This window comes from Sphingomonas horti (assembly GCF_009753715.1).
Taxonomy (GTDB): Bacteria; Pseudomonadota; Alphaproteobacteria; order Sphingomonadales; family Sphingomonadaceae; genus Sphingomonas_B; species Sphingomonas_B horti.
Map to the genome: position 1 here is coordinate 142,980 of NZ_WQMS01000001.1, position 20,596 is coordinate 163,575.

The 20,596-nt window shown below is 69.2% G+C and carries 15 protein-coding genes and 1 tRNA gene; 5 read left to right on the forward strand and 11 right to left on the reverse strand.

Annotated elements, in window-relative coordinates; all coding sequences use genetic code 11:
• The first annotated feature begins 44 nt into the window (after nucleotides 1–44).
• A complete protein-coding gene (locus tag GON01_RS00675) occupies nucleotides 45–425 on the forward strand; it encodes a response regulator transcription factor (protein WP_181600149.1) in 381 nt (126 codons plus the stop codon).
• A gap of 144 nt (nucleotides 426–569) precedes the next feature.
• Nucleotides 570–2,957 (forward strand): penicillin acylase family protein, encoded by a 2,388-nt coding sequence (locus GON01_RS00680; protein WP_157025056.1) that lies wholly within the window; start codon nucleotides 570–572, stop codon nucleotides 2,955–2,957.
• Here the strand turns inward: GON01_RS00680 and GON01_RS00685 are convergent, their stop codons facing one another.
• The 3 genes from GON01_RS00685 to GON01_RS00695 all read right to left on the reverse strand — a co-directional run bounded on the left by GON01_RS00685 (nucleotide 2,958) and on the right by GON01_RS00695 (nucleotide 8,617).
• Nucleotides 2,958–4,148 (reverse strand): serine hydrolase domain-containing protein, encoded by a 1,191-nt coding sequence (locus GON01_RS00685; protein WP_181600150.1) that lies wholly within the window; start codon nucleotides 4,146–4,148, stop codon nucleotides 2,958–2,960. It lies immediately after the preceding gene.
• Nucleotides 4,149–4,222: 74 nt separating this feature from the next.
• Complete coding sequence (gene lysA / locus GON01_RS00690) at nucleotides 4,223–5,500, reverse strand: diaminopimelate decarboxylase (RefSeq protein ID WP_157025059.1); 1,278 nt, start codon at nucleotides 5,498–5,500, stop codon at nucleotides 4,223–4,225.
• 117 nt (nucleotides 5,501–5,617) lie between these two features.
• Nucleotides 5,618–8,617 (reverse strand): TonB-dependent receptor plug domain-containing protein, encoded by a 3,000-nt coding sequence (locus tag GON01_RS00695; RefSeq protein WP_157025061.1) that lies wholly within the window; start codon nucleotides 8,615–8,617, stop codon nucleotides 5,618–5,620.
• A gap of 204 nt (nucleotides 8,618–8,821) precedes the next feature.
• Here GON01_RS00695 and GON01_RS00700 point away from each other — a divergent pair, with 204 nt between their 5' ends.
• Both GON01_RS00700 and GON01_RS00705 read left to right on the forward strand, forming a co-directional pair.
• Nucleotides 8,822–10,327: an MFS transporter gene (locus tag GON01_RS00700; RefSeq protein WP_232328569.1), complete on the forward strand. Its 1,506-nt coding sequence runs from the start codon at nucleotides 8,822–8,824 to the stop codon at nucleotides 10,325–10,327.
• Nucleotides 10,327–11,340 (forward strand): serine hydrolase domain-containing protein, encoded by a 1,014-nt coding sequence (locus GON01_RS00705; RefSeq protein ID WP_157025063.1) that lies wholly within the window; start codon nucleotides 10,327–10,329, stop codon nucleotides 11,338–11,340. Before GON01_RS00700 ends, GON01_RS00705 begins: the two co-directional genes overlap by 1 nt.
• On the opposite strand, the gene dacB is transcribed toward GON01_RS00705, so the two are convergent.
• The 7 genes from dacB to GON01_RS00740 form a co-directional block, all read right to left on the reverse strand.
• Nucleotides 11,337–12,800 carry a D-alanyl-D-alanine carboxypeptidase/D-alanyl-D-alanine endopeptidase gene (dacB, locus tag GON01_RS00710; protein WP_157025065.1) on the reverse strand — a complete coding sequence of 488 codons (1,464 nt, stop codon included), beginning with the start codon at nucleotides 12,798–12,800 and terminating at the stop codon, nucleotides 11,337–11,339. The genes GON01_RS00705 and dacB overlap by 4 nt on opposite strands.
• Before the next feature lie 16 nt (nucleotides 12,801–12,816).
• Nucleotides 12,817–14,067 (reverse strand): dicarboxylate/amino acid:cation symporter, encoded by a 1,251-nt coding sequence (locus GON01_RS00715; RefSeq protein WP_157025067.1) that lies wholly within the window; start codon nucleotides 14,065–14,067, stop codon nucleotides 12,817–12,819.
• The gene (locus GON01_RS00720) at nucleotides 14,067–15,617 is read right to left on the reverse strand and encodes an N-acyl-D-amino-acid deacylase family protein (RefSeq protein ID WP_309503675.1); all 1,551 of its coding nucleotides are present in this window, start codon (nucleotides 15,615–15,617) and stop codon (nucleotides 14,067–14,069) included. The genes GON01_RS00715 and GON01_RS00720 overlap by 1 nt, the downstream gene beginning before the upstream one ends.
• Nucleotides 15,614–16,603, reverse strand: coding sequence for an N-acetyl-D-Glu racemase DgcA (gene dgcA / locus GON01_RS00725; protein ID WP_157025069.1), 990 nt, complete (start codon nucleotides 16,601–16,603; stop codon nucleotides 15,614–15,616). Before dgcA ends, GON01_RS00720 begins: the two co-directional genes overlap by 4 nt.
• Complete coding sequence (gene dgcN, locus GON01_RS00730; RefSeq protein WP_157025071.1) at nucleotides 16,561–17,595, reverse strand: N-acetyltransferase DgcN; 1,035 nt, start codon at nucleotides 17,593–17,595, stop codon at nucleotides 16,561–16,563. The genes dgcA and dgcN overlap by 43 nt, the downstream gene beginning before the upstream one ends.
• A gap of 70 nt (nucleotides 17,596–17,665) precedes the next feature.
• Nucleotides 17,666–18,550 (reverse strand): LysR family transcriptional regulator, encoded by an 885-nt coding sequence (locus tag GON01_RS00735; protein ID WP_157025073.1) that lies wholly within the window; start codon nucleotides 18,548–18,550, stop codon nucleotides 17,666–17,668.
• A 64-nt stretch (nucleotides 18,551–18,614) separates the two neighbouring features.
• Nucleotides 18,615–19,493: a BadF/BadG/BcrA/BcrD ATPase family protein gene (locus tag GON01_RS00740; protein ID WP_157025075.1), complete on the reverse strand. Its 879-nt coding sequence runs from the start codon at nucleotides 19,491–19,493 to the stop codon at nucleotides 18,615–18,617.
• A 95-nt stretch (nucleotides 19,494–19,588) separates the two neighbouring features.
• Between GON01_RS00740 and GON01_RS00745 the strand changes: the two genes are divergently transcribed.
• Nucleotides 19,589–20,455, forward strand: a complete 867-nt coding sequence (locus GON01_RS00745) for an N-acetylmuramic acid 6-phosphate etherase (protein WP_456299954.1) — start codon at nucleotides 19,589–19,591, stop codon at nucleotides 20,453–20,455.
• A 34-nt stretch (nucleotides 20,456–20,489) separates the two neighbouring features.
• Here the strand turns inward: GON01_RS00745 and GON01_RS00750 are convergent.
• Nucleotides 20,490–20,565 (reverse strand) — tRNA-Thr (locus GON01_RS00750).
• Nucleotides 20,566–20,596: the final 31 nt, after the last annotated feature.

The following is a 20,596-nucleotide window of genomic DNA, read 5'->3' on the forward strand; positions in this document are numbered from 1 at the left end:
GGCGGCGCCTGCCTGCGCCGCCCCTCCTGGTGCCGGGGACGACGATGAGCGACGCACGACGGATATTGTTGGTGGACGATGATCCGGCGGTCCGCGCAGCGCTGGCGTTTTCCCTCGAGCTGGACGGGTTCGTCGTCGAAAGCTTCGAGGACGGAGAGGCCTTGGCGCGGCGCCCGCCTCATCCGGACGATGCGTGCCTGGTGCTCGACTACCGGCTGCCCGGCATGAATGGTCTGGCGCTGCTGGGCCTGCTGCGCTCGCGCGGCGTTCGCCTCCCCGCCGTCCTCATCACCAGCAATCCCACCCGCAGCATCTGCAAGGCGGTCGCCGAGGCGGGGGCGGAGTTGATCGAAAAGCCGCTGCTCTGCGACGGTCTCAATCGTCGGATCAAGGCGCTGGTCGCCGGGGCCGCCTCCGCCGGATAAGCGCCGAACCGGCGACAGCCGGGCGCCGCGCACGCGCCTTCCAAGGCGCCATAGCTTGCCTCTATGGTTGGCCAAGTGCTTGTGATGGGACGCGCGGCGGCTGCGAGGGCTAGCCTGCGGCGTCACAACCGGGGATGATGGCTGATGCTCGACCGCCGCTCGTTTCTGCTTGGCTCGGCCGCGACCCTGGCGGCTTTGTCGGCCGCCGGCGGCGCCGCAGCCGCGCTGCCCCCCGCCCGGCTCCGCCGCGTGGACGCGGCCGCGCTGTCGGCGCCGATCGAGATCGTCGACGATCCCTATGGCGTTCCCCACATCCGCGCCGGATCGATCCCGGACGCTTTTTTCGGCCAGGGCTATGTTGTCGCGCGCGACAGGCTGTTCCAGATCGACCTGTCGCATCGGCGTGAGATGGGCCGGCTGGCGGAAGCGTTCGGGCCCGAATTCGCGCCGCATGACGCGGTCGCGCGGCTGTTCCACTATCGCGGCGATCTGAAGGCGGAGCTCGCCGCCGTCCCGCCTAACATCCTGGCCTGCGCGCGCGCCTATGTCGCCGGCATCAACGCCCGCATCGACGAGGTGATGGACGATCCCGCTCAGCTACCGCTGGAATACCACATCCTGGGGGTGAGCCCGCTCAAATGGGACGTCGAGGACCTGGTGCTGGCGCGCAACGCCTCGATCGGCAACATGGACGACGAGGTTCGGCGCGCGCGGCTTGCCGGCATGGGCTTGCTGGAGCTTGACGAAGTGGTCGCGCCGTTGCGGCCGGCCTGGCCGCTCGCCGTGCCGGACGGCCTCGACGCCGCCGCGGTGACCGAGACCGACCTGGGCGTGCTGCGGCTGGGGCGGCTGCCGTTCGGCGCGCTGGTTCCGAAGGACGATCCCGACGGTCCGCGCACCGACGCGACCGAGCGCGCCAACGCGGGCAGCAACGCCTGGACGGTCGGGCCACGGCGCACCGCGACCGGGCGGCCGATCCTCGCCAACGATCCGCATCTGGGCATCGGCGGCTTCGGCCCGCGCCACGTCGCCCATCTTAGCGCGCCCGGCCTGGACGTGATCGGCGGCGGCGCGCCGGGCCTGCCGGGCATCATGCAGGGCCATACCGACCGCTTCGCGTTCGGCCGCACCAATTTCCATATCGACCAGGAAGACCTGTTCATCCTGGAGCTGCATCCGGAGGACCCGGAGCGCTATCGCCACGACGGCGGATGGAAGCGCTTCGAACGCGTCGAGCTCTCCATTCCGGTCAAGGACGCCCCGCCCAAGGCCGTTACGCTGCGCTACGCGGTGCAGGGTCCGGTGGTCGCGCACGATCCCGCGAAGCGCCGGGCCAGTGCGGTCGCCACCATCGAGCTGCAGCCCGGCGGCAGCGGCGCCTTCGCGATGATCGCGATCAACCTGGCGCGCGACTGGGCCAGCCTGCACGGGGCCGCGTTCCGCTTTCACCCGTCGCCGACCAATTTCCACTATGCCGATGTGGACGGCAACCATGGCTGGCAGGTGATCGGCTATGTTCCGGTGCGGCGCCGGGGCGAAGGGCTGATGCCGGTGCCCGGCGACGGCCGCTACGACTGGACCGGCATGCGCGACTTCCGCGCGCTGCCCAGCGAGTACAACCCGGCCAAGGGCTGGTTCGCCTCGGCCAACCAGAACAACCTGCCGCCGGACTGGCCGCGCGACCGCATCCCCGCTTTCTCGTTCCGCGATCCCTATCGTTACGAACGGGTCGCCAGCGTGCTGGCGGCACAGCCGAAGCACCGGCTGGCGGACAGTATCGCGCTCCAGCACGACACCTTCTCCGAACCCGCGCGGCAGTTGATCGCGCTGCTTCCGAAAGGCGGATCGGCCGGCGCGGAACAGGCCATCGCGATGCTCCGCGGCTGGGACGCACGGCTGGACCGCGACAGCGGACCGGCGGCGCTGTTCGAGATCCTATGGCGCGAGCTCGGCACGCGCATGCTGGCGGCGATCGTGCCCGAGCGTGCCAAGGCGCTGGTCACGGAGATCGCGCCTTCCGTGCTGCTGGGGCTGCTGGAGCGGCCCGACGCCCGGCTCGGAGCCGCCCCGGCCAAGGCGCGCGACGCCCTGTTCGACGCCGCCCTCGCCGCGGCCTGGCAGAGCGCGTCCGCGCAGCTCGGGCCCGATCCCGCCGCGTGGCGCTGGGGGGCGCTGCACCAGGTCCGTATCACCCACCCGCTGGCGCGCATCCCGGCGATCGCCGCTGCCTTTCCGCCGATCGAGAGCGAGGGATCGGGCGGCGACTCCTACACCGTCATGGCGCGCTGGCTCCGCGACGCGCCGGGCTGGCAGGTCAGCGGCGGCGCCAGCTATCTTCAGGTGATCGATGTCGGCGCCTGGGACAATTCGGTGATGCTGAACCTGCCGGGCCAGTCGAACGACCCGCGGTCGCCGCATTACAGCGACTTCTACCGGCCCTGGATTCGGGGCGAGATGCAGCCGATGCTGTTCAGCCGCGCCGCCGTCGACGCGCACGTAACCGCCCGGACCGTCCTCCGCCCCGGACGCTGATCAGCCGTCCGGCGCGATCGCCTCGCACAGCTTGCCCGCCGCAAGCGCGATGCGCGATTCCGCCGTGTCCCGGTTCGACGGATCGTTCGCGACCGGCCGCGTCTCGGTGTTGAAGGCCAGCAGGCTGCCGGCGCGCCGGTCGGGGCACAGGCTCAGATAGGCGCGGAAGCCGTTCTGGTCGCCATTATGCCCGATGAAGCGCAGACCGGGGCTATCGTCGATGAAGAAGGACAGGCCGGCCTGGGTGGTCTCCGCCATCCGGCCTTGGGTGAAATCGTCGCCCGCCGCGATTTGCGGCCGCCACATTTCCTCGAGCGACGCGCGCTTCAGGACCAGATCGTACTCGGCCTGGCGCTCTGGATCGCCGATCAGGAAAGCGACGTAGCGCGCCATGTCCGGCAGCGGCGCGTTGAGGCCGCCGTTCGATACGGTCACGCCGGTATCGACGTCGAACGGCGCGGCCGTGCGTGCCCCGCCCCGGACATAATAGCTGTGCGACCGGTGCGGCAGCAGGTGCGGCGGCGTCGTGTCGAAATAGCTGGCATGCATGCCGAGCGGCTTCAGGATATGCTTGTCGACATAGACTTCATAGTCCTCGCCCGACAGCCGCTCGATCACCTGGCCGAGATAGACGATGCCGGGATTGGAGTAGCTGAACCGGGTGCCCGGCTTGAACCGCACCTCGGTATAGGGAAGCATCGCCGCCAGCTGCGCCCAGCTTTTGGGCTCAAACGGCTGCCAGTCATGCTCGCGCCAAGGCCAGGTCGCGCCGCCGAAGCCGGCGCTGTGGCTCATCAGCTGGCGCAGCGTGATCCGGTCGGTGTCGCCGAACCGGTTGTGCACCGCCGCCAGTTCCGGCACGTAGCGGACGATCGGATCGTCGAGCGTCAGCAGCCCGCGATCGCGCAGCTGCATGATCGCGATCCCGGTCATCGTCTTGGTGATCGAGGCCCAGTGGTAGATCGTCTGCGCGTCGACCGGAATGTGCGCATCCGCATCCTGCTCCCCCAGGTGATCGGCGACCACGGTCCGGCCATCCCGGATGAAGTAGAAGCTGCTGCCGACGATGCCCGCCCGCCGTACTTCCTCGCGATGGAGCTGGCGGAATTCCTCCACCGCGGCCTTGAAGGCGGGCTGGCCGGCCTCAATCGGCGCAGCGGCCAGAAAAGAAGCGGCAGCGACTTGCGACATGGCGAACGACCTCAGTACGATGCGCAATAATGTAGGACGCGAAGCGCCGCGCGGGCAACGGGCGGCCACGGCCGCTACCCGACCAGCTCCCGGCCGACCCAGGCCGGGACATGTTCCTCGCGCAGGAACGCCTCGGTGTCGCGCCGTTCGCGCACCACTTCCCATTCCGCGCCGTTGACCAGTACTTCGGGGACGAGCGCGCGCGAATTGTAGGTGCTGGCCATGGTCGCGCCATAGGCGCCGGCGGTGCGGATAATCATCAGCTCCCCGGCCGCGACGCGGTCGATGAGCCTTGCGGTCGCGAACGTGTCCCCGGACTCGCAGACGGGCCCGACAATGTCCGCGATCATCGTTTCGCCGTCCGGCCTGACTGCCTCGATCCCATGCCACGCATCATAGAGGCTGGGCCGCATCAGGTCGTTCATCGCCGCGTCGAGGACGACGAAAGGTTGGGCAGCCCCCGCCTTCACGCGGATCACCTCGGTCAGCAGCACGCCCGCATCGCCGACGATCAGCCGGCCGGGCTCGAAGATCAGCCGGACGTCCCAACCGCGCGTGACCCGAGCGACCATCGCGCCATAGTCCTCGATGCTGGGCGGCTCCGGCGCCGACGGATCGTAACGGAGCCCCAAGCCTCCGCCCAGGTCGGCCGTACGGATATCATGTCCGGCGGCACGCAATTCGGCGATCAGCGCGCCGAGCTTGCCGAACGCGCGTTCCAGCGGCGCCAGGCTGGTCAGCTGGCTGCCGATGTGCACGGCAACCCCGGCAAGGTCGAGGCCGGGCAGCGCCTTCACCCGCGCCGCGGCGTCGATCGCATCGGCGATCGGGATGCCGAATTTGCTGTGCGCGGCGCCGGTCGAGATCTTGGCGTGCGTGCCGGCCTCGACATCCGGGTTGACCCGGATCGCGACCGGCGCGACGCGGCCCATCGCCGATGCGACCGCGGACAGCATTTCCGCCTCCTCGGCGGATTCCAGGTTGAACTGGCGCAGCCCGCCTTCCAGCGCGCGCCGCATTTCCGCCGCCGTCTTGCCGACGCCTGAAAAGACAATCTTGCCGGCGGGCACGCCGGAAGCGCGGGCGCGGGCATATTCGCCGCCCGAGACGACGTCGGCGCCCAGGCCCGCCGCCGCCATCGTCGCCAGCACGGCGGCATTGGGATTGGCCTTGACCGCGTAGGCGATCAGCGGATCGCCGAGAGGGGCAAGCGCCGCCCGCAAGCGCTGCGCCTGCGCGAGCATCGCCCCGCTCGAATAGACGAAGACCGGCGTGCCGACCGCGCGCGCGAGCTGCGGCAGCGGCACGTCTTCGCAATGAACGATGCCGTCGCGGGGCGGGAAGTGATTCATCGGCTCATCCCCGCGTTGCGCCGGAACAAGGCAAAGCCGCGGTTGCGAGACCGCGGCTTTGCGTGCGGCCGGGATTCAAGCGGCCTTGGGAAGGGGACCGCCGGAATCCCGCCCGGCTTATCGTACCTTCACCCTGAATCCGACGCGGACGGCTTGCCCGAGCAGATCGCTGTAGGTGCTGTTCGCGGCCAGTCCCGTTTCCGGGAGCAGCAGAGGCTTGGCATCGAACAGGTTAGTCACGTTCACGAAAACCTCTGAGTCCCCTGCTTCCCAGATGCCCAGCTTGGCCGTCAGATTGAAGTCGACATAGAATGTCCCGTCGACGTGATTGTTGTCATAGGTCCGGTGCTGAGTTGTCGAGACCGGGCAAGCGGACCGGCACTCGATGGCCCCGGCTTCATACAGGCCGGCGCTCACGCCGCGCGCCACCCAGGTGACTGACCAGCGGGGCGTGTCATAGGTTGCGTTGAAGCGGTAGAGCCAATTTGGCGTGCTCGCCTGGCCGCCATTCACGCCGACGGTGTCGATAACCTCGACTCCGGCGATACCCTGGTCGGTGAGGTTGTCGATATAGCGCGTCGCCACGCCACGCAGGGCCAGAGTATCGCCATTCGCGAGCGTCCGGCGGAAGGAGGCGTCGAAGTCGATGCCGCGCACCACCTGGCTGACGAAGTTGAACGGCTGGGCACGGAACAGCAGACGCCCGGGGCTGTTCGGGTCCGGCGTCATGGCGTCGCAATATTGCTGCACGCCTTCGAAGCAGCGGTTGATGATCTCCTGCGCGCTGAGCGTCCCGATCGCTTCTTTCATTTTGATGCGGAAATAGTCGATCGAGAGGTTGAAGCCCGGCAGGAACCCAGGCGTGAAGACCGCGCCGATGTTCCAGGTATCCGCCTTTTCTGGCTTCAGGTCCGGGTTGCCGACCGCAGTCGCGGAATAGGAAATGCTCGCCGGATAGACGATGTTCCCGGGCCCCGGATTGTTCTGGTTCTGCACGAAGAAGGGGTTGCGCACCGCGTCGCTGTTCGAGGATCCCGCCTGGAACAGTTCGGCAAGATTGGGCGCGCGAATGTCTCGCGAGCGGGTCACGCGGAGGCGGAAGGCATCGAGCGGCTGCCACGTCGCGCCCGCTTTCCATGTCGTGACATAGCCCGAGGTCGAATAATCGGTCGCGCGCACCGCGCCGTTGAACTCGAGGCCGAGGCCGAGCGGTACGACGGTTTCGAGATAGGCCTCCTTGACGTTGAAGCCGCCGTTCGAGGGCAGATAGTTGCCGACCGACCAAAGGTTGGTCGTGCTGAGCGCCCCCGTGGTCGCGTTCCGCGTAATGAGCGGCTGAAACTCCTGAGGCACGAAGCCCCTGATCTTCTCCTCGCGATATTCGCCGCCGACCGCGAGGCTGACGTCGCCGGCCCAGGTGGCGAACGGGGTGAGCGACAGGTTCGCGCCCACAACCTTCTGGGTCACCGTCTCGTCACGATAGGGGTCGCCGAGCGCGTAGGCGATCGCCGCCGGATCGGCGACGCCGATGCCCAGCCGGTTGAGCGGCACGCAGGCCGGATCGTTGTTGGTCGGGTCGGCGTCGGCATTCACCCGGCAGACGATCTGGCTGGACGTATCGCCGGGCACCGAGAACACGGCATCGACCGCTTTCGACATTCGCGGGAACTGCATGATATTGCGCAGCTGCTCGCGCAGATCCGCGCGGCCATATTGCGCGTACACGTCCCAATGCGCCGACTTGCCGAACGCGGTGAACTCGCCCTCGGCCCCGACCACGTAGCGCTGCACCTCGCGCTTGTTGTTCGCGGCGCGGAAAGGAAGATCGACCGCGGTGGTGCCGATCCCCACCGCGGTGATGCCCGCAAGCTGCGTCGGCCCAAGTGCCTTGATCAGGTAGGCGTTTTCTCCCCGCAGCGTGCAGAGCCCGTTGGCGCCGGGGATACCGGCATTGTTGACACTGGCACTGCCGCAAGACGAGAGGTTGGGACCGGCGTTGAAGAAGACTTCCTGCCAATTGTACGAGCCTTCCGCGAACAGCTCGACTCCGTCGGCGATCTCATAGCTGAGCCGGCCGAAGACGCCGTAGCGGTCGTCGCGTGGATCAAGGCCGATGCGGCGGCCCGAATCATTGACCTGCCAGTCGCCACCTTGCGTCAGAGACGGTGCGGAGGACCCTGTGGGCGAAGGAAAGGTCAGAGCCCCATATTGGAACTGGTTTACCGAGCCGCCCGGGCCGAAATAGGTGCCGCGCAGCCTGTTGGCGGTGCCGCCCGAGGAATAAAGAATGAGGCCGCCCGGCGTCGAGTTGGCCGCACCGATCTGGCGCCGGACCAGAAATTGCGGCTCCGTGGTGCTGCTCGGCGTCCAATTCGGATTCTGGATCCGAACAAAGCCGGTGGCGTTCCAGGCGCGATCGACCTTGAAGATGCCGTCATTGTGCGCCACTTCGGCGTTCAGCACGACATGGCCGCGCCCATCGGCGAACGACATGCCACCGGTCACGCTGCCCGAATAATTGAACCCGTCGCCACGCTTTGTGATGCCCGCGTCGGCGGACACCTTCAGGCCTTCATATTTCTTGTTGAGCACGAAGTTGACGACGCCCGCCACCGCGTCCGAGCCGTAGGCGGCCGACGCACCGCCGGTGACGACCTCGACGCGCTCCACGAGTGCCTGCGGGATCGTATTAACGTCGACCAGTCCTGTTATGGTCGACGCGACCGAGCGGCGGCCATCGATCAGGACGAGCGTGCGGGTCTCACCAAGGTTGCGCAGATTGAGCGCGTTGATGCCGGCCTGGCCGCTGCTGAGGTTAAGGCGCGAGTTTGCCGGCTTGGTCGATCCCGCGAGGGAAGGCAGCTGGTTGACGAAATCCGCGACGTTGTTGGTCGGCGAGGAGTTCTGGATGTCCTCCAGCGACATTACCGTCAGCGGCGTCGGCGCCTCAAATCCGTCGCGGACGATGCGGGTGCCGGTGACGACGATGTCTTCCGACCGGGCATCCGCGGCCTGAGCCGACGGCGCGGTCTGCGCCGATGCGGCAGCGGCGGTGACAAGAACTGCGCAGGCGGTCCCGGAAAGGAGAACCCTTTTCAGCGAGATGGAAGCCAACATTTGCAATAATCCCCCTTGGCGAAACCCCTGCGGACAATAAGTAACAGGACCACCCGGAAGCGCCATAGTTTCTGTTGGCTCGCATATAACCTTCGGTCATTTCACGCGCGAACCGGACGTTTTTCGGTAGGTTGCCGGGCGCGAAGCCCGTTGACGGATCGGCCCCGCCGGTCGAGCGTGTGCGGGTGATCGAGGGACATTCCTATGTCGACCGCGGCTGAGGCGGTGCTGCCTTCGCCCCGGGCCCATCCGCGGGGAATCGGGCTCAGCGCGCTCTACCTGCTGCTCGGCTTCTGCGCCGGGCTGCCTTTCTACATGTTCTCGACCGTGCTCGCGCTGCGGCTGACGCAGCACGGCGTCGGCATCGTGATGATCGGCTTCTTCGCCTGGGTGACCTTGCTGCCTACCTTCAAATTCCTGTGGGCGCCGCTGCTCGACCGCTATTCGGTGCCCGGCTTCGGCCGCTTCTGGGGCAAGCGTCGCGGCTGGATCATCCTGTCGCAGCTGGGGATCGTCAGCGCGATGGTGGCGATGGCGCTGACCTCCAGCGACGCCAGCCTGGCCGTGACGGCGCTCTGGGCGGTGCTGCTGGCCTTCTGGACGACGACGCTCGAGGTCGCGGCGGACGCATGGCGCATCGAACTGGCGCCGACCGAGCAAGAACAGGGGCCGATCGTCGCCGCGAACCTGTGGGGCTACCGGACCGCGATGGTGGCGGCGGGCAGCGGCGCGCTGATCGTCGCCGACAGCAGCGGCTGGACAGCGGCCTATCTGGTGATCGCCGCCGCGGCCTTCCTGCCCTTCCCCATCCTCGTCACGATGCGCGGCGAGCCGGACGCGAGTGCCGGCCGCACGACGGCGCTGATCCAGGGACTGGTCGCCAGCGCCGCGATCCTGCTCGCGGCGGCGGCGGCGACCGCCCTGGTCGGCTGGCTGCTGCTCGACCTGGCGACGAGCGCCGGCATCGGCCCGAAGACCGACGCCCGGCTCGCGGTGCTGCTGCTGGCAATGCTGCCGTTCGTCGCAATGGCGCTGGTGCTGCCGAAGATCCGCCGCGCGCCGCCCGATGCGCCGATCCGGCGCTCGGCCGCGATCGGGCCCTATGTCGACGTATTCTGGCGCTATGGTTACGCGACGCTGGTCATCCTCGCGTTCGTCTCGCTCTACCGGATGGGCGACGTGCTGGCGCTGACGCTGTCGAAGCCGCTGGTCGCCTCGCTCGGCTATACGCTGACCCAGATCGGCATCGCCGACGGCGCGGTGGCGCTGCTGTCGAGCATGATCGGGGTCGCCCTGGGCGGCTGGCTGGTGACGCGCTGGCCGCAGGCGTGGACGCTGGCGCTCGGCGCACTGGCGGCGGCGATCGGCAATTGGGCGTTTGTGTGGCTGGCCCACCAGGCGGCCGGCCCCGTCGTGCTCTACATCGCGACCGCGCTTGACCAATTCGGCAACGGCCTCGCCGGCGCCGTGTTCGTCGTCTATCTATCGATGCTGGTGAACCCGCGCCATCCGGGCGCCCAATATGCCTTCCTGTCCGGCTTCGCCTTCCTGCTGCCGCGGCTGCTCGCGGGGGCATCGGGATCGATGCAGCAGGCGATCGGCTATGACGGCTTCTTCGTCCTGTCGGGTGCGCTCAGCCTCGCGTCGGTGCTGTTCCTGCCGGTGATCGGCCGCCTCCGCCCCCGCGCGCCGGATGACGAGGCGGTCTGATGGATGCGCTGCTGGACCAGGCCTTCGCGCCCACGGCCGCGGCGATCGCGGACGGGCGGATTCCCGGCGCGACGCTCGGCCTTGTGACGGCTGACGGCCGTCGCGCCGTTCGCGTCGCCGGCATGGCGGCACTGGTGCCCGAGCGGGAGGAGCTGACCGAAGGCCATTGGTTCGATCTCGCGTCGGTCTCCAAGGTGATCGCCACCACGACGATGATCCTGAGCCTTGCGGACCAGGGCCGGATCGATGTCGACCGGCCGCTGACCGACGCGATTCCCGATCTCCGCCAATATGACATAGCTGGCGCGGCGGAGCGCAAGCTGACCTTCCGCGACTGCCTCGCCCACCGCACCCACCTGCCGGCGGTCGAGCCGATCTACACCTATGGCGACGATCCGGCGCGCCTGCGCGCGTTCGTGCTGCAGCGCGAGTGGCGGGCGGGGCCGCCGGTCTATTCCGACATCAACTTCATCCTGCTCGGGATCGCGATCGAGCGGATCACCGGCAGGCCGCTTTCCGACTGGCCGCTGGGTCCGGGGCTGAGCTTCGGGCCGCCTCCGGGGCCAGCGGTCGCGACCGAGGCATGTTCCTGGCGCGGCCGCGTGATGAAGGGCGAGGTTCACGACGAGAACGCGTTCGCGCTGGGCGGCGCGCCTGGTCATGCCGGCCTGTTCGGCACCGTCGCCGGCGTGCTCGATTTCGCGCGCGGCCTGCTCGACGGAAGCGGCGCCTCGCCGGCCATGCTCGAAGCGATCCGCACACCGGTCCACGGCCACCGCACCTGCGGGTGGGAGCGGCGCTTCGACGGCTGGCCGGGCGGCGACGCCTGCTCGGCCGAGACGATCGGCCATACAGGCTTCACCGGTACCGGGCTCTGGGTCGATTTCGATCGCGGGCTGGCCTGGACCCTGCTCACCAACCGCGTCCACCCGACGCGGCACAGCGACAACCGCATCATGGAACTCCGCCGCGCGACCGGCGATGCGGTCATCGCCGCCTGGGCTTCCGCCTAGTTCTCGTTCGCGACCAGCTCCAGCGCCGCGTCCATCGCCTTGAGCGCACTCGCGTCCGAGGGCACGTCATTGGCGAAGGCGGAGAAGGTCAGCGTCTGCCCGCTTTTCGCGGTCAGATAGCCTGACAGCGCATTGGTCGCGTTCAGCGACCCGGTCTTGGCAGTCAGCCGGCCTTCGAGCGCGGTGCCCTTGAAGCGGTTGCGGAGCGTACCGTCGACGCCCGCGATCGGCAGCGTCGCGCGCCAGGCCGCGCCCCAGGGCTGCGCCGCGACCCAGCGCAGGAACGTCACCACCGCGCGCGGCGCAAGCCGGTTGTAGGTCGACATGCCCGAGCCGTCGGAGAAGTCGAAGCCCGCGCGCGGCACGCCCGCCTGCTCGAGCATCGCCCGCACGACGGCCTCGCCGTCCTCGATCGAGCCGGTCCCGGCGATCAGCCCGAGCCGGCGGAGGAAAAGTTCGGCATGCAGGTTCTGGCTGACCTTGTTGGTGTGCGTCAGGTCCTCGATCAGCGGAGGCGGGATGAGCCGCGTCAGCGCCTCGGGCTGGGGCGGGCGGACCGGCGGCGTCCCGGCGCGCAGCTTCGGATCGTCGGCGGGCATGAACGCCCGGTGGCGCGTCCGGATGTCGCCCGAGACCTTGACGCCGCGCGCCTCAAGCAATGCCTTCAGCCGCCACGCCGCGTAATGCGCGGGATCGTCGATGCCGAGCCGGACGACCTCCGGCGCCGCGCCCGCGCCGATGGTGCCGGTCAGCAGCATCGTGCGCTGCCCCGGCAGCCGCTCGACGTTCAGCTCGGTCTTGCCCGCCGCGACCGTCACCGCCCGGTTCTCGACCGTGTAGTAAGGCAGCTGCTCGACGCGCGGCTGGCCGCCCGCGGCGCCAGGCATCACCCGCAGCGCCACCTCGTTGTCGTCGAGCGTCAGCGCGGAGATCGCGGTGCCGTAGGCGGAGGGGATGTTGTTCCAGCTCATGCCCGGGCTCCAGCGCTGGTCCGGGAACAGGCTGTCGTCGCCGACCACGTCGCGCACATGGCGGGTCTTCGCCGCGACCGCGTCGGCAAGCGTCGCGAGGCAGTCGACCGTGCAGTCGTCCGCGCTCGACAGGCGCGCATCGCCATGGCCGGTCAGGATCACGTCGGGCGCGCCGCGGCCGCTCTGCTCCAGCCGCACCGCCGCGCCGCCGCTCGCATCCGGCTGGTCCAGCCCCGCCACCGACGCGAAGGTCGCCGCGGTCGGGAACATCTTGGTGTTCGATGCGGGGATGAAGCGGTCGTCCGGCGCGACGGCGACCAGCTCGCGCCCGTCCGCCGTCGTCACCACCAGGCCGAAGCGCGTCCCCGGCCCCGCCTCGGCCAACGCGGCTTCGACGCGCTGCTGCAGCGGCTCCCGCGCGACGGCCGGCTGGGCGAACCCAAGGGCCGCGACGAGCAGCACGGCGCTGCGGACTGACATTCGCTGCATGGCCAATCTCCCCCGTTCAGGCGGTCGCTGCCGCCCGGTAGACTCTTTCGTCCAATTCCCCTTCCCAGCGCGCCACGGTCGTCGCGACGGTCAGGTTGGCGCTGGCGCTCGGCACCGTGCGCGTCATGTCGAGCAACCGGTCGAACGGCAGCACGAAGCCGACCACCAGCGCGGTCTGCTCCGGCGCGACGCCGACCGCCGACAGCACGGCCGCCAGCATGAACAGCGAAGCCGACGGCACCGGCGCCGTCCCGAACGCGGCGAGCGCCCCGGTCAGCAGCACCAGCCCATAGACGGCCGGCGACAGCTCCACGCCGAACGCCTGCAGGCTGAACATGCTCAGCAGGCCGACATACATGGCGGTGCCGTCCTTGCCGATGCTCGCGCCCAGCGGCAGCGTCGTCGAAAAGACCGGGCGGCCGATGCCCAGGTTCTTTTCGGCCACGCGCATCGCGACCGGCAGCGTCGCCGAGCTGGACGCGGTCGAAAAGGCGACCACCAGCGCGTCGATGATGCCGCGAAAGAACGGCAGCACCGGCACGCGCGCGAGCAGCCGCAGGATCAGGCTGTGTACCAGCACGATCTGCACCAGCGAGCCGATCAGCACCGCGAGCGCCAGCCAGCCGACATTGACGAACACCGCCGCGCCGTTCGCCGCCACCGCATTGGCGATCAGCGCGAACACGCCGAACGGCGTCGCTTCCATGACGATGCCGACGATCCTGAGCAGCACGGCCGATGCGGACTGGAGCAGCGCCGCGAAGGGCTTGCCCGCTTCGCCCGCCACCAGCGTACCGACGCCGGTCAGGATCGCGACGAAGATCAGCGCCAGCATGTCGCCCTTGGCGAGCGCGTCGAAGATATTGAGCGGGACGATGCCGATCAGCTGGTCATAGGGTGTCACCGCCGGTCCCAGCGCATGCGGTGCGGCGGTGCCCAGCGGCGCGTCCACGCCCGGCCGGATCAGCGCCGCCACCGCCATGCCGACCGAGACGGCGATGGCGGTGGTGAGCGCGAACAGCCCGATCGTGCGGCCGCCCAGCCCGCCGATCCGCTTCGGGTCGCCCAGCGCGGTGATGCCGGCGGCGATCGTCACCAGCACGATCGGCGCGACCAGCATCCGGATCGCGCGGACGAACAATTCGCCCATGAATGCGACGGCGGGCGTCCCTTCCGGCCATACAAGGGCGAACAGCAGCCCGAGCAGCAGCGCGCCGAGCACGCGCTTCCACAGCGGGATCGCGAACCAGCCCCTCAGCAGCCCCATCAGCAGCTGCCCGGCCGCGGTGTCTTCCTGAGCGCGCGCCCCGCGGCCGCGCCGGTCAGCTTGCCCTGGTCGACCGCGACCGCGCCATTGACCACCACCGTCCGCACGCCCTGCGCCAGCAGCGTCGGCTGCTCATAGGTCGCGCGTTCGGCATAATGCTTCGGGTCGAACACGACGATGTCGGCAAAGGCGCCCCGCTTCAGCCGGCCGCGTTCGCTCAGCCCCAGCGTGTCGGCGGTCAGGGAGCTGCTCCGCTCGATGAAGTCGCGCAGGCTGATCGTGTGGCGCTCCACGACGTAGCGGGCATATTTGCGCGCGAAGCTGCCATAGCTGCGCGGATGGCCGGTCGACGCGTCGGAGCTGGTCATGACCCAGGGTTGGCGCATGAACGCCTCGATATCGGCCTCGGTCTGGTTGAACGACGCGACCGCCGGATCATGTTTGCGGATCACCGCGATCGCGGCCGACACCGGGTCGGTGCCCTGCGCTTTCGCGATCGCGTCGAGCCGCTGGCCGCGAAACTCGCCTTCGGTGACCAGCAACGCGCCCGGTCCACCGCGCCTGCGCAGGTTGTCCGTCATGTCGGCGCGCAATTTCTGCTGCAGCGATGGATCGTCGAAGCGGGCCAGCAATGCCTTGCGCCCGCCGTCCTGCGCCCAGCGCGGCACCAGCGAGGCGGCAAGGCTCGTGCCCGATGCCGACCAGGGATATTGGTCGGCGGTCACGTCCTGCCCGGCCCTGCGCGCCGCCTCGATCTTCGCGATGATCGCCGGCGCCTGCCCGTGCACATCGACGCCCAGCGCCTTGATATGCGAGATGTGCGCCGGCAGATGGCCCAGGCGTCCAATATCGATCGCCTCACCGATCGCCGCGGCAAGCCCCATATTGTAGCTCGATTCGTCGCGGATATGGCTGTCGTAGAAGCCGCCGCGCCTGCCCGCCTCTGCGGCGAGCGCCGCAACCTCTTCGGTCTTCGCGAAGCTCTGCGGCGCATAGAAGAGGCCGCTCGAGAAGCCGATCGCGCCCTGGCACATCGCGCCTGCGACCAGCTGCTTCATCCGCGCCAGCTCGTCGTTGGTGGGCGCGCGATCCGCCTCGCCGATCACCGCCCTGCGCACGGCACCGAAGCCGACATGGGCGGCGTAGTTGATGCCGGTCTGCCGGTGGGCGAACACCTTCGTCATGTCGTACGATCCGCCACCATCGCTGCCGATCACCGCGGTCGTCACGCCCTGCATCAGGAAGCCCGGCACCAGCCGCTCTTGCGCGTCCTTCGACGCGAGGTGCCCTTCCACATGGGTGTGCGGGTCGATGAACCCGGGCGCGACGATCATGCCCTTGGCGTCAATCACGCGGGCCGCGCCCATCGCTAGATGCGGCCCGACCGCGACGATGCGGTTCCCTTTCACGGCGACGTCGCCGGTGAACGGCGCGTCCGATCCGGGATAGACGGTGCCGCCCCGGATCAGCAGGTCGATCGGTGGCACGGGCGCCGCTCCCATGCCGAAGGCCGAGGTCACGCAGAGCAGCGCCAGTCGCAGAGTCTTCACACCGTTCCCCAAAAGCCCTTCTCCGGAGGCACGAGCAGCCCCCATTCATCCCGGACGCCGCCGGGATAATCCTGCTTGAGCCACACCGGCCCGTCCAGATCAACGAAGTCAGACATGCGCGCGATGTGCAGCGCCGGCGCGATCGACAGCGAGGAGCTCACCATGCAGCCGGTCATCAGGCCCAGGGCCGCCGCGCGCGCGGCATCGGCAAGCTCCAGCGCCGCCGTCAGCCCGCCCGACTTGTCGAGCTTGACGTTGACGACCTGGTACCGCCGTGCGACCCGCTCCAGGTCCGCCGCCACATGCACCGCCTCGTCGGCGCAGATCGGCACGACCGGCTCGAACCCTTGCAGCCAGTCATCCGCGTCCGCCGGGATCGGCTGCTCCAGCAGCGCCACCCGCGCCGCTTCGAGCACCGGCTGCATCGCCTCGACCAGCGGCTGGTCCCAGCTTTCGTTGGGGTCGACGATCAGCGCCGCCTCGGGCGCCGCGTCCCGCACCGCACGGATCTGCGCGGCCGGATCGTCGGCATTGACCTTGACCTTCAGCAGCGGCGCCCGCGCCACCGCAGCGGCGGCACGTGCCATCGCGTCGGGCGCGTCGATGACGATCGTCAGCGCGCTCGCCAGCCGCGCGGGCTCGGGCGCGCCGATCGTCGCCGCGACGCTGACGCCGGAGCGCCGCGCCTCGAGGTCCCAGAGCGCGCAGTCGATCGCGTTGCGCGCGGCGCCGGCAGGAAGTTCCGCCAGCAGCTCGCGCCGGCCACCGCCCCGTTCGATCAAGTCCCGCGCCGCCTCGACTTGCGCCAAGGCGCTGTCGATGCTCTCGCCGTACCGGGCATAGGGAACGCCCTCGCCGCGCCCGACCGCATCGCCTTCGCCAATCGTCACCGTCACCACATCCGCGACGGTCTTCACTCCGCGCGAGATGCGGAAGGGCTGCGTCAGCGCGAAGCGATCGTGGCGGGCGTTGAGGGTTCGACGCATAGCAGCCTGTCGATAATGGCTTCGACACCGAAAGCGACCGGATCGGTGCAGGGCAGTCCAAGCTCGTCTTCCGTCCGCGCGCACAGGCGCAGCGCCTCGTCGCGATCCAGCTTCGATGTGTTCAGGCAGATTCCGACCGCGCGGACTTGGGGACTCGTCACGCGCGCTGCCTCGAGATTGCGCTCCAGCGTATCGGCCAGCCCCGGCGTCGGGCGGCCGGGAATGCCGCGCATATGCGCCCGCCCCGGCTCGTCGCACAGCACCAGCGCTTCGGGCTGCGCGCCGTGCAGCAGGCCAAGCGAAACCCCGGCGAAGGAGGGATGGAACAGCGATCCCTGACCCTCGATCAGGTCCCAGCCATTGTCGTCGCGCGCCGGCGCGAGCCGCTCGATCGCGCCCGAGATGAAGTCGGAGACGACAGCATCGACCGGCACGCCCTCGCCCGCGATCAGTATGCCGGTCTGGCCGGTCGCGCGGAAATCGGCGGCGACGCCTCGGGCCTGCAAAGCGCGGGTCAACGCCAGCGTCGAATACATCTTGCCCACCGAGCAATCGGTGCCGACGGTCAGCAGCCGCCGCCCGGCGCGCGGATAGCCCTTGCCGACGCTCAGATCCTCCGGAGGGTCGCGCACGTCGAACAATTGCAGCCCGCGCTCGGCCGCCAGCGCGACAAGGCGCGACTCCTTGCGCAGCCGCTCGTGCAGCCCGGCCGCGACGTTCATCCCCGATTCGAGCGCCGCCGCCGCGTCTGCGACCAGGTCGGGCCCAAGCCGGCCGCCGGCGCTGGCGATGCCGAGCACCAAGGTGCGTGCGCCAGCCGCGGCCGCCTCGTCCATCCCCATCCGCGGCAGGCCCAGCGTCAGCGGGCAATCGTCATGCCGGAATTCGCCGATGCAATCCACCCGCCGGAATTCGGCGAGCCCGCGCGACGTCTTGATCGCGACGGGATCGTCGCTGTGGCCGAGATAGAGGAGGAAGGGACCTGGGATCATCCCGCGCAGGCGTATCCCGCGCGACCGGAAGCCGGCGCATAGCGAGTGCGGCGCTCGGCATAGCTTGTCGTTATAGATCGTCGATAACGCTGCCGAGCGTCTTCAGGAAATCGCAGGCGAGCGCGCCAGGCGGCCGATTGGTCAGGAACATTGCCTGCACATCGAAGGTCAGCCGCGGCTTCAGCGGCCGCATCGACAGCCCCGGGGTCAGCGACGCCTGCGCGGTGAAATTGTCGACGACGGTCATGCCCACGCCCTGCCGAACCAGTGAGCAGGCGATATAGAAGGTCCGCGCCGAGACGACTTCGTCGAGCTGAAGGTCGCGCCGTTGCAGCTCCTGGCTGAACAGCGCGCCGATCGGGCCGCTCGCCGCCAGGCTGATGAACGGCTTGCCCCGCAGCACGTCGAGCTCCAGCGACGGCGCCGCGTCGGGCATGTCCTCCTCGCGGTACAGCAGCACCAGCTCGCCCTCGCCCAGCCAGCGATTGCCGATCGGCGTCGCCGGCGGCACCTGATAGGCGATGGCGACGTCGGTCTCGCGCTCGTACAGCTTTCTGAGCAGGTCGTCGTGATGGACAGTCTGCAGGTCGAACTTCACATTCTCGTGATTCCGCATGAACCGCGCGACCGCGGTCGGCAGCGCCCCCAGCGCCAGCGACGGCAAGGCGGAGATGCGCAGCACGCCGCCCGCGCCCCGCTTCAGGTTCCGCCCCGCCTCGCGCAGCGCATAGACGCGGTCCTGGATCTCGCTGACCTCGGTGAACAGCGTGTGCGCGTCCTCGGTCGGCACCAGCCCGCCGTTGGTGCGCTGAAACAGGTTGAAGCCGAGCAGCGATTCGGCGTGGCGCAGCATCTTCGAAACCGATGGCTGCGAAACGTTGAGCGCACGGGCCGCGGCGCTGACCGAGCCGTTCACATAGACGGCGTGGAAAATCTCGATGTGACGCAGATTCATGTCGATCAGGGCTTAACCGCTGAATTGCCGGAGTTGAAGGCTGTCGGCGCCCCGTCCTGCCCGCCTAAGCGGTTTCCTTTTCCACCGCGCGGGTGCGGGCCAGCAGGATCGCGCCCTCCAGCGCGTCGCCCAGCGGCTCGGTGAGCCGCTCGCGGATGCTCGCGGCCAGCCAGTCGCGCATCCGCGCGGCGACGCCGCCCATCAGGCAGCAGCTCGGCGCGCCGCGGTCGAGCAGCACGCGGATCAGCCGGTCGATCCTGAGCGCCGCTTCCTGCACGATCGCCTCGGCCACCGGATCGCCCTCGCCTGCATGGTCCATAACCAGCGGCGCGAACGCGGCATAATCCGCGGGGGTCGCGCGTCCCGTCCAGGCGACGATCTCGCTCGGCTTGCCGTGGAAATGGCCGAGCACCGCCTCGGTCATCGCGCTGTGCGGGATGCGGCCGTCGCGCGCCCAGAGCGACTGGCGGATCGCGCGCAGCCCCAGGTCGGCGCCGCTGCCCTCATCCGAGATGGGAAAGCCATAGCCGCCGATCGTGTGCACCTGGTCGCCGACGCGCGCGAAGCCGATGCTGCCGGTCCCGACGATCACGATGGCGCCGTCGCCGCCGGCATGCGCGCCCAGGTTGGCGATCGCGGCGTCGCTGGCGAAGGCGATCGAGCGGAACGGGAAATCATGTTCCTGCAGGCCGGGCAGCACGCCGCGCCGGTTGAGGCCGGCGATGCCGAGCCCGGCGCGGATCTGGTGGAAATGGCTCTCGTCAAGGCCCGCTTCCTCCAGCGCCTGCATATAGGCGTGGGCCACGGCATCGAGCGCGTTCGGAAGGCCGATGCGCGTGTTCGCGGGGCCGCCCTCGCCGCTGCCGACGATCGTGCCGTCCGCCGTGACGAGGCGCGCGCGTGTGTGCGTGCCGCCGGCGTCGATGCCCAGATAATAGTCCATCGTCGGTCCACGACCTTAGGCCAATGGCATGAAGGTCCGACTAAGAAGATATGGCATCGCTATGACATTAGGGAATAGAGCCGTCGGCGAAGGGAGTGTCCGCCTTGTCGACCGAATGGATCAGCCCGCGCTACGCCGATCTCGACCTGTGGCCGACGCACGAAGCGGTGGCGGCGATGCTGGAAGGGCAGCTCGCCGCGGCGGCGGCGGCGCATGCCCAGTCCCGGGCGATCGCCGACGCGGCGGACGCGGCGGCGCACCGGCTGCGCCAGGACGGGCGGCTGATCTATGCCGGCGCCGGGACGTCCGGCCGGCTGGCCGTGCTCGACGGCGTGGAGCTTGGCCCGACCTTTGACTGGGACCGCACCGTCTATGCCCTGGCCGGCGGCATGGGGGCGCTGCTGGACAGCGTCGAGGGCGCCGAGGACGATGCCGCCGCGGGCGAGGCCGCGATCCGCGAGGCTTCGCCGACCCCGGCCGACGTGATGATCGGCGTCGCCGCGAGCGGGCGCACGCCGTTCACGCTTGGCGCCCTGCGTGCCGCGGCGGCGGCGGGCGCGCTGACGATCGGCCTCGCGAGCAATGCGGGAACCCCGCTGCTCGCGCTTGCGGATCATGCGATCCTACTGGAGACCGGGCCCGAAGTGGTCGCCGGCTCGACCCGCATGAAGGCGGGCACCGCGCAGAAGATCGCGCTGAACATCCTCTCCACCGCCATCATGCTGCGACTTGACCGTATTCATGCCGGCCTGATGGTCGACATGCGCGTCTCCAACGCAAAGCTTCGCGTCCGCGCGGCGACGATCGTGTCGAAGATCGCGGAAACCGACCTCGGCACGGCCGAAGCCGCGCTCGTGGCGTCCCGCGGCAGCATCAAGCGCGCAGTCCTGATCGCGCGCGGTATCGATGAAGGGGCGATCGAAACGGCCGACGGCAATCTGCGCCAGGCCCTCCGCCGATAGCTGGCGCGGTGGTGCCGGATGACCATGTCAGGGTTGGTGCCGCTTGCAGGACTCGAACCTGCGACCCCCGCATTACGAATGCGATGCTCTACCAACTGAGCTAAAGCGGCCAAGGGCGAGGCGGGCGCTTATCAGCGCGAA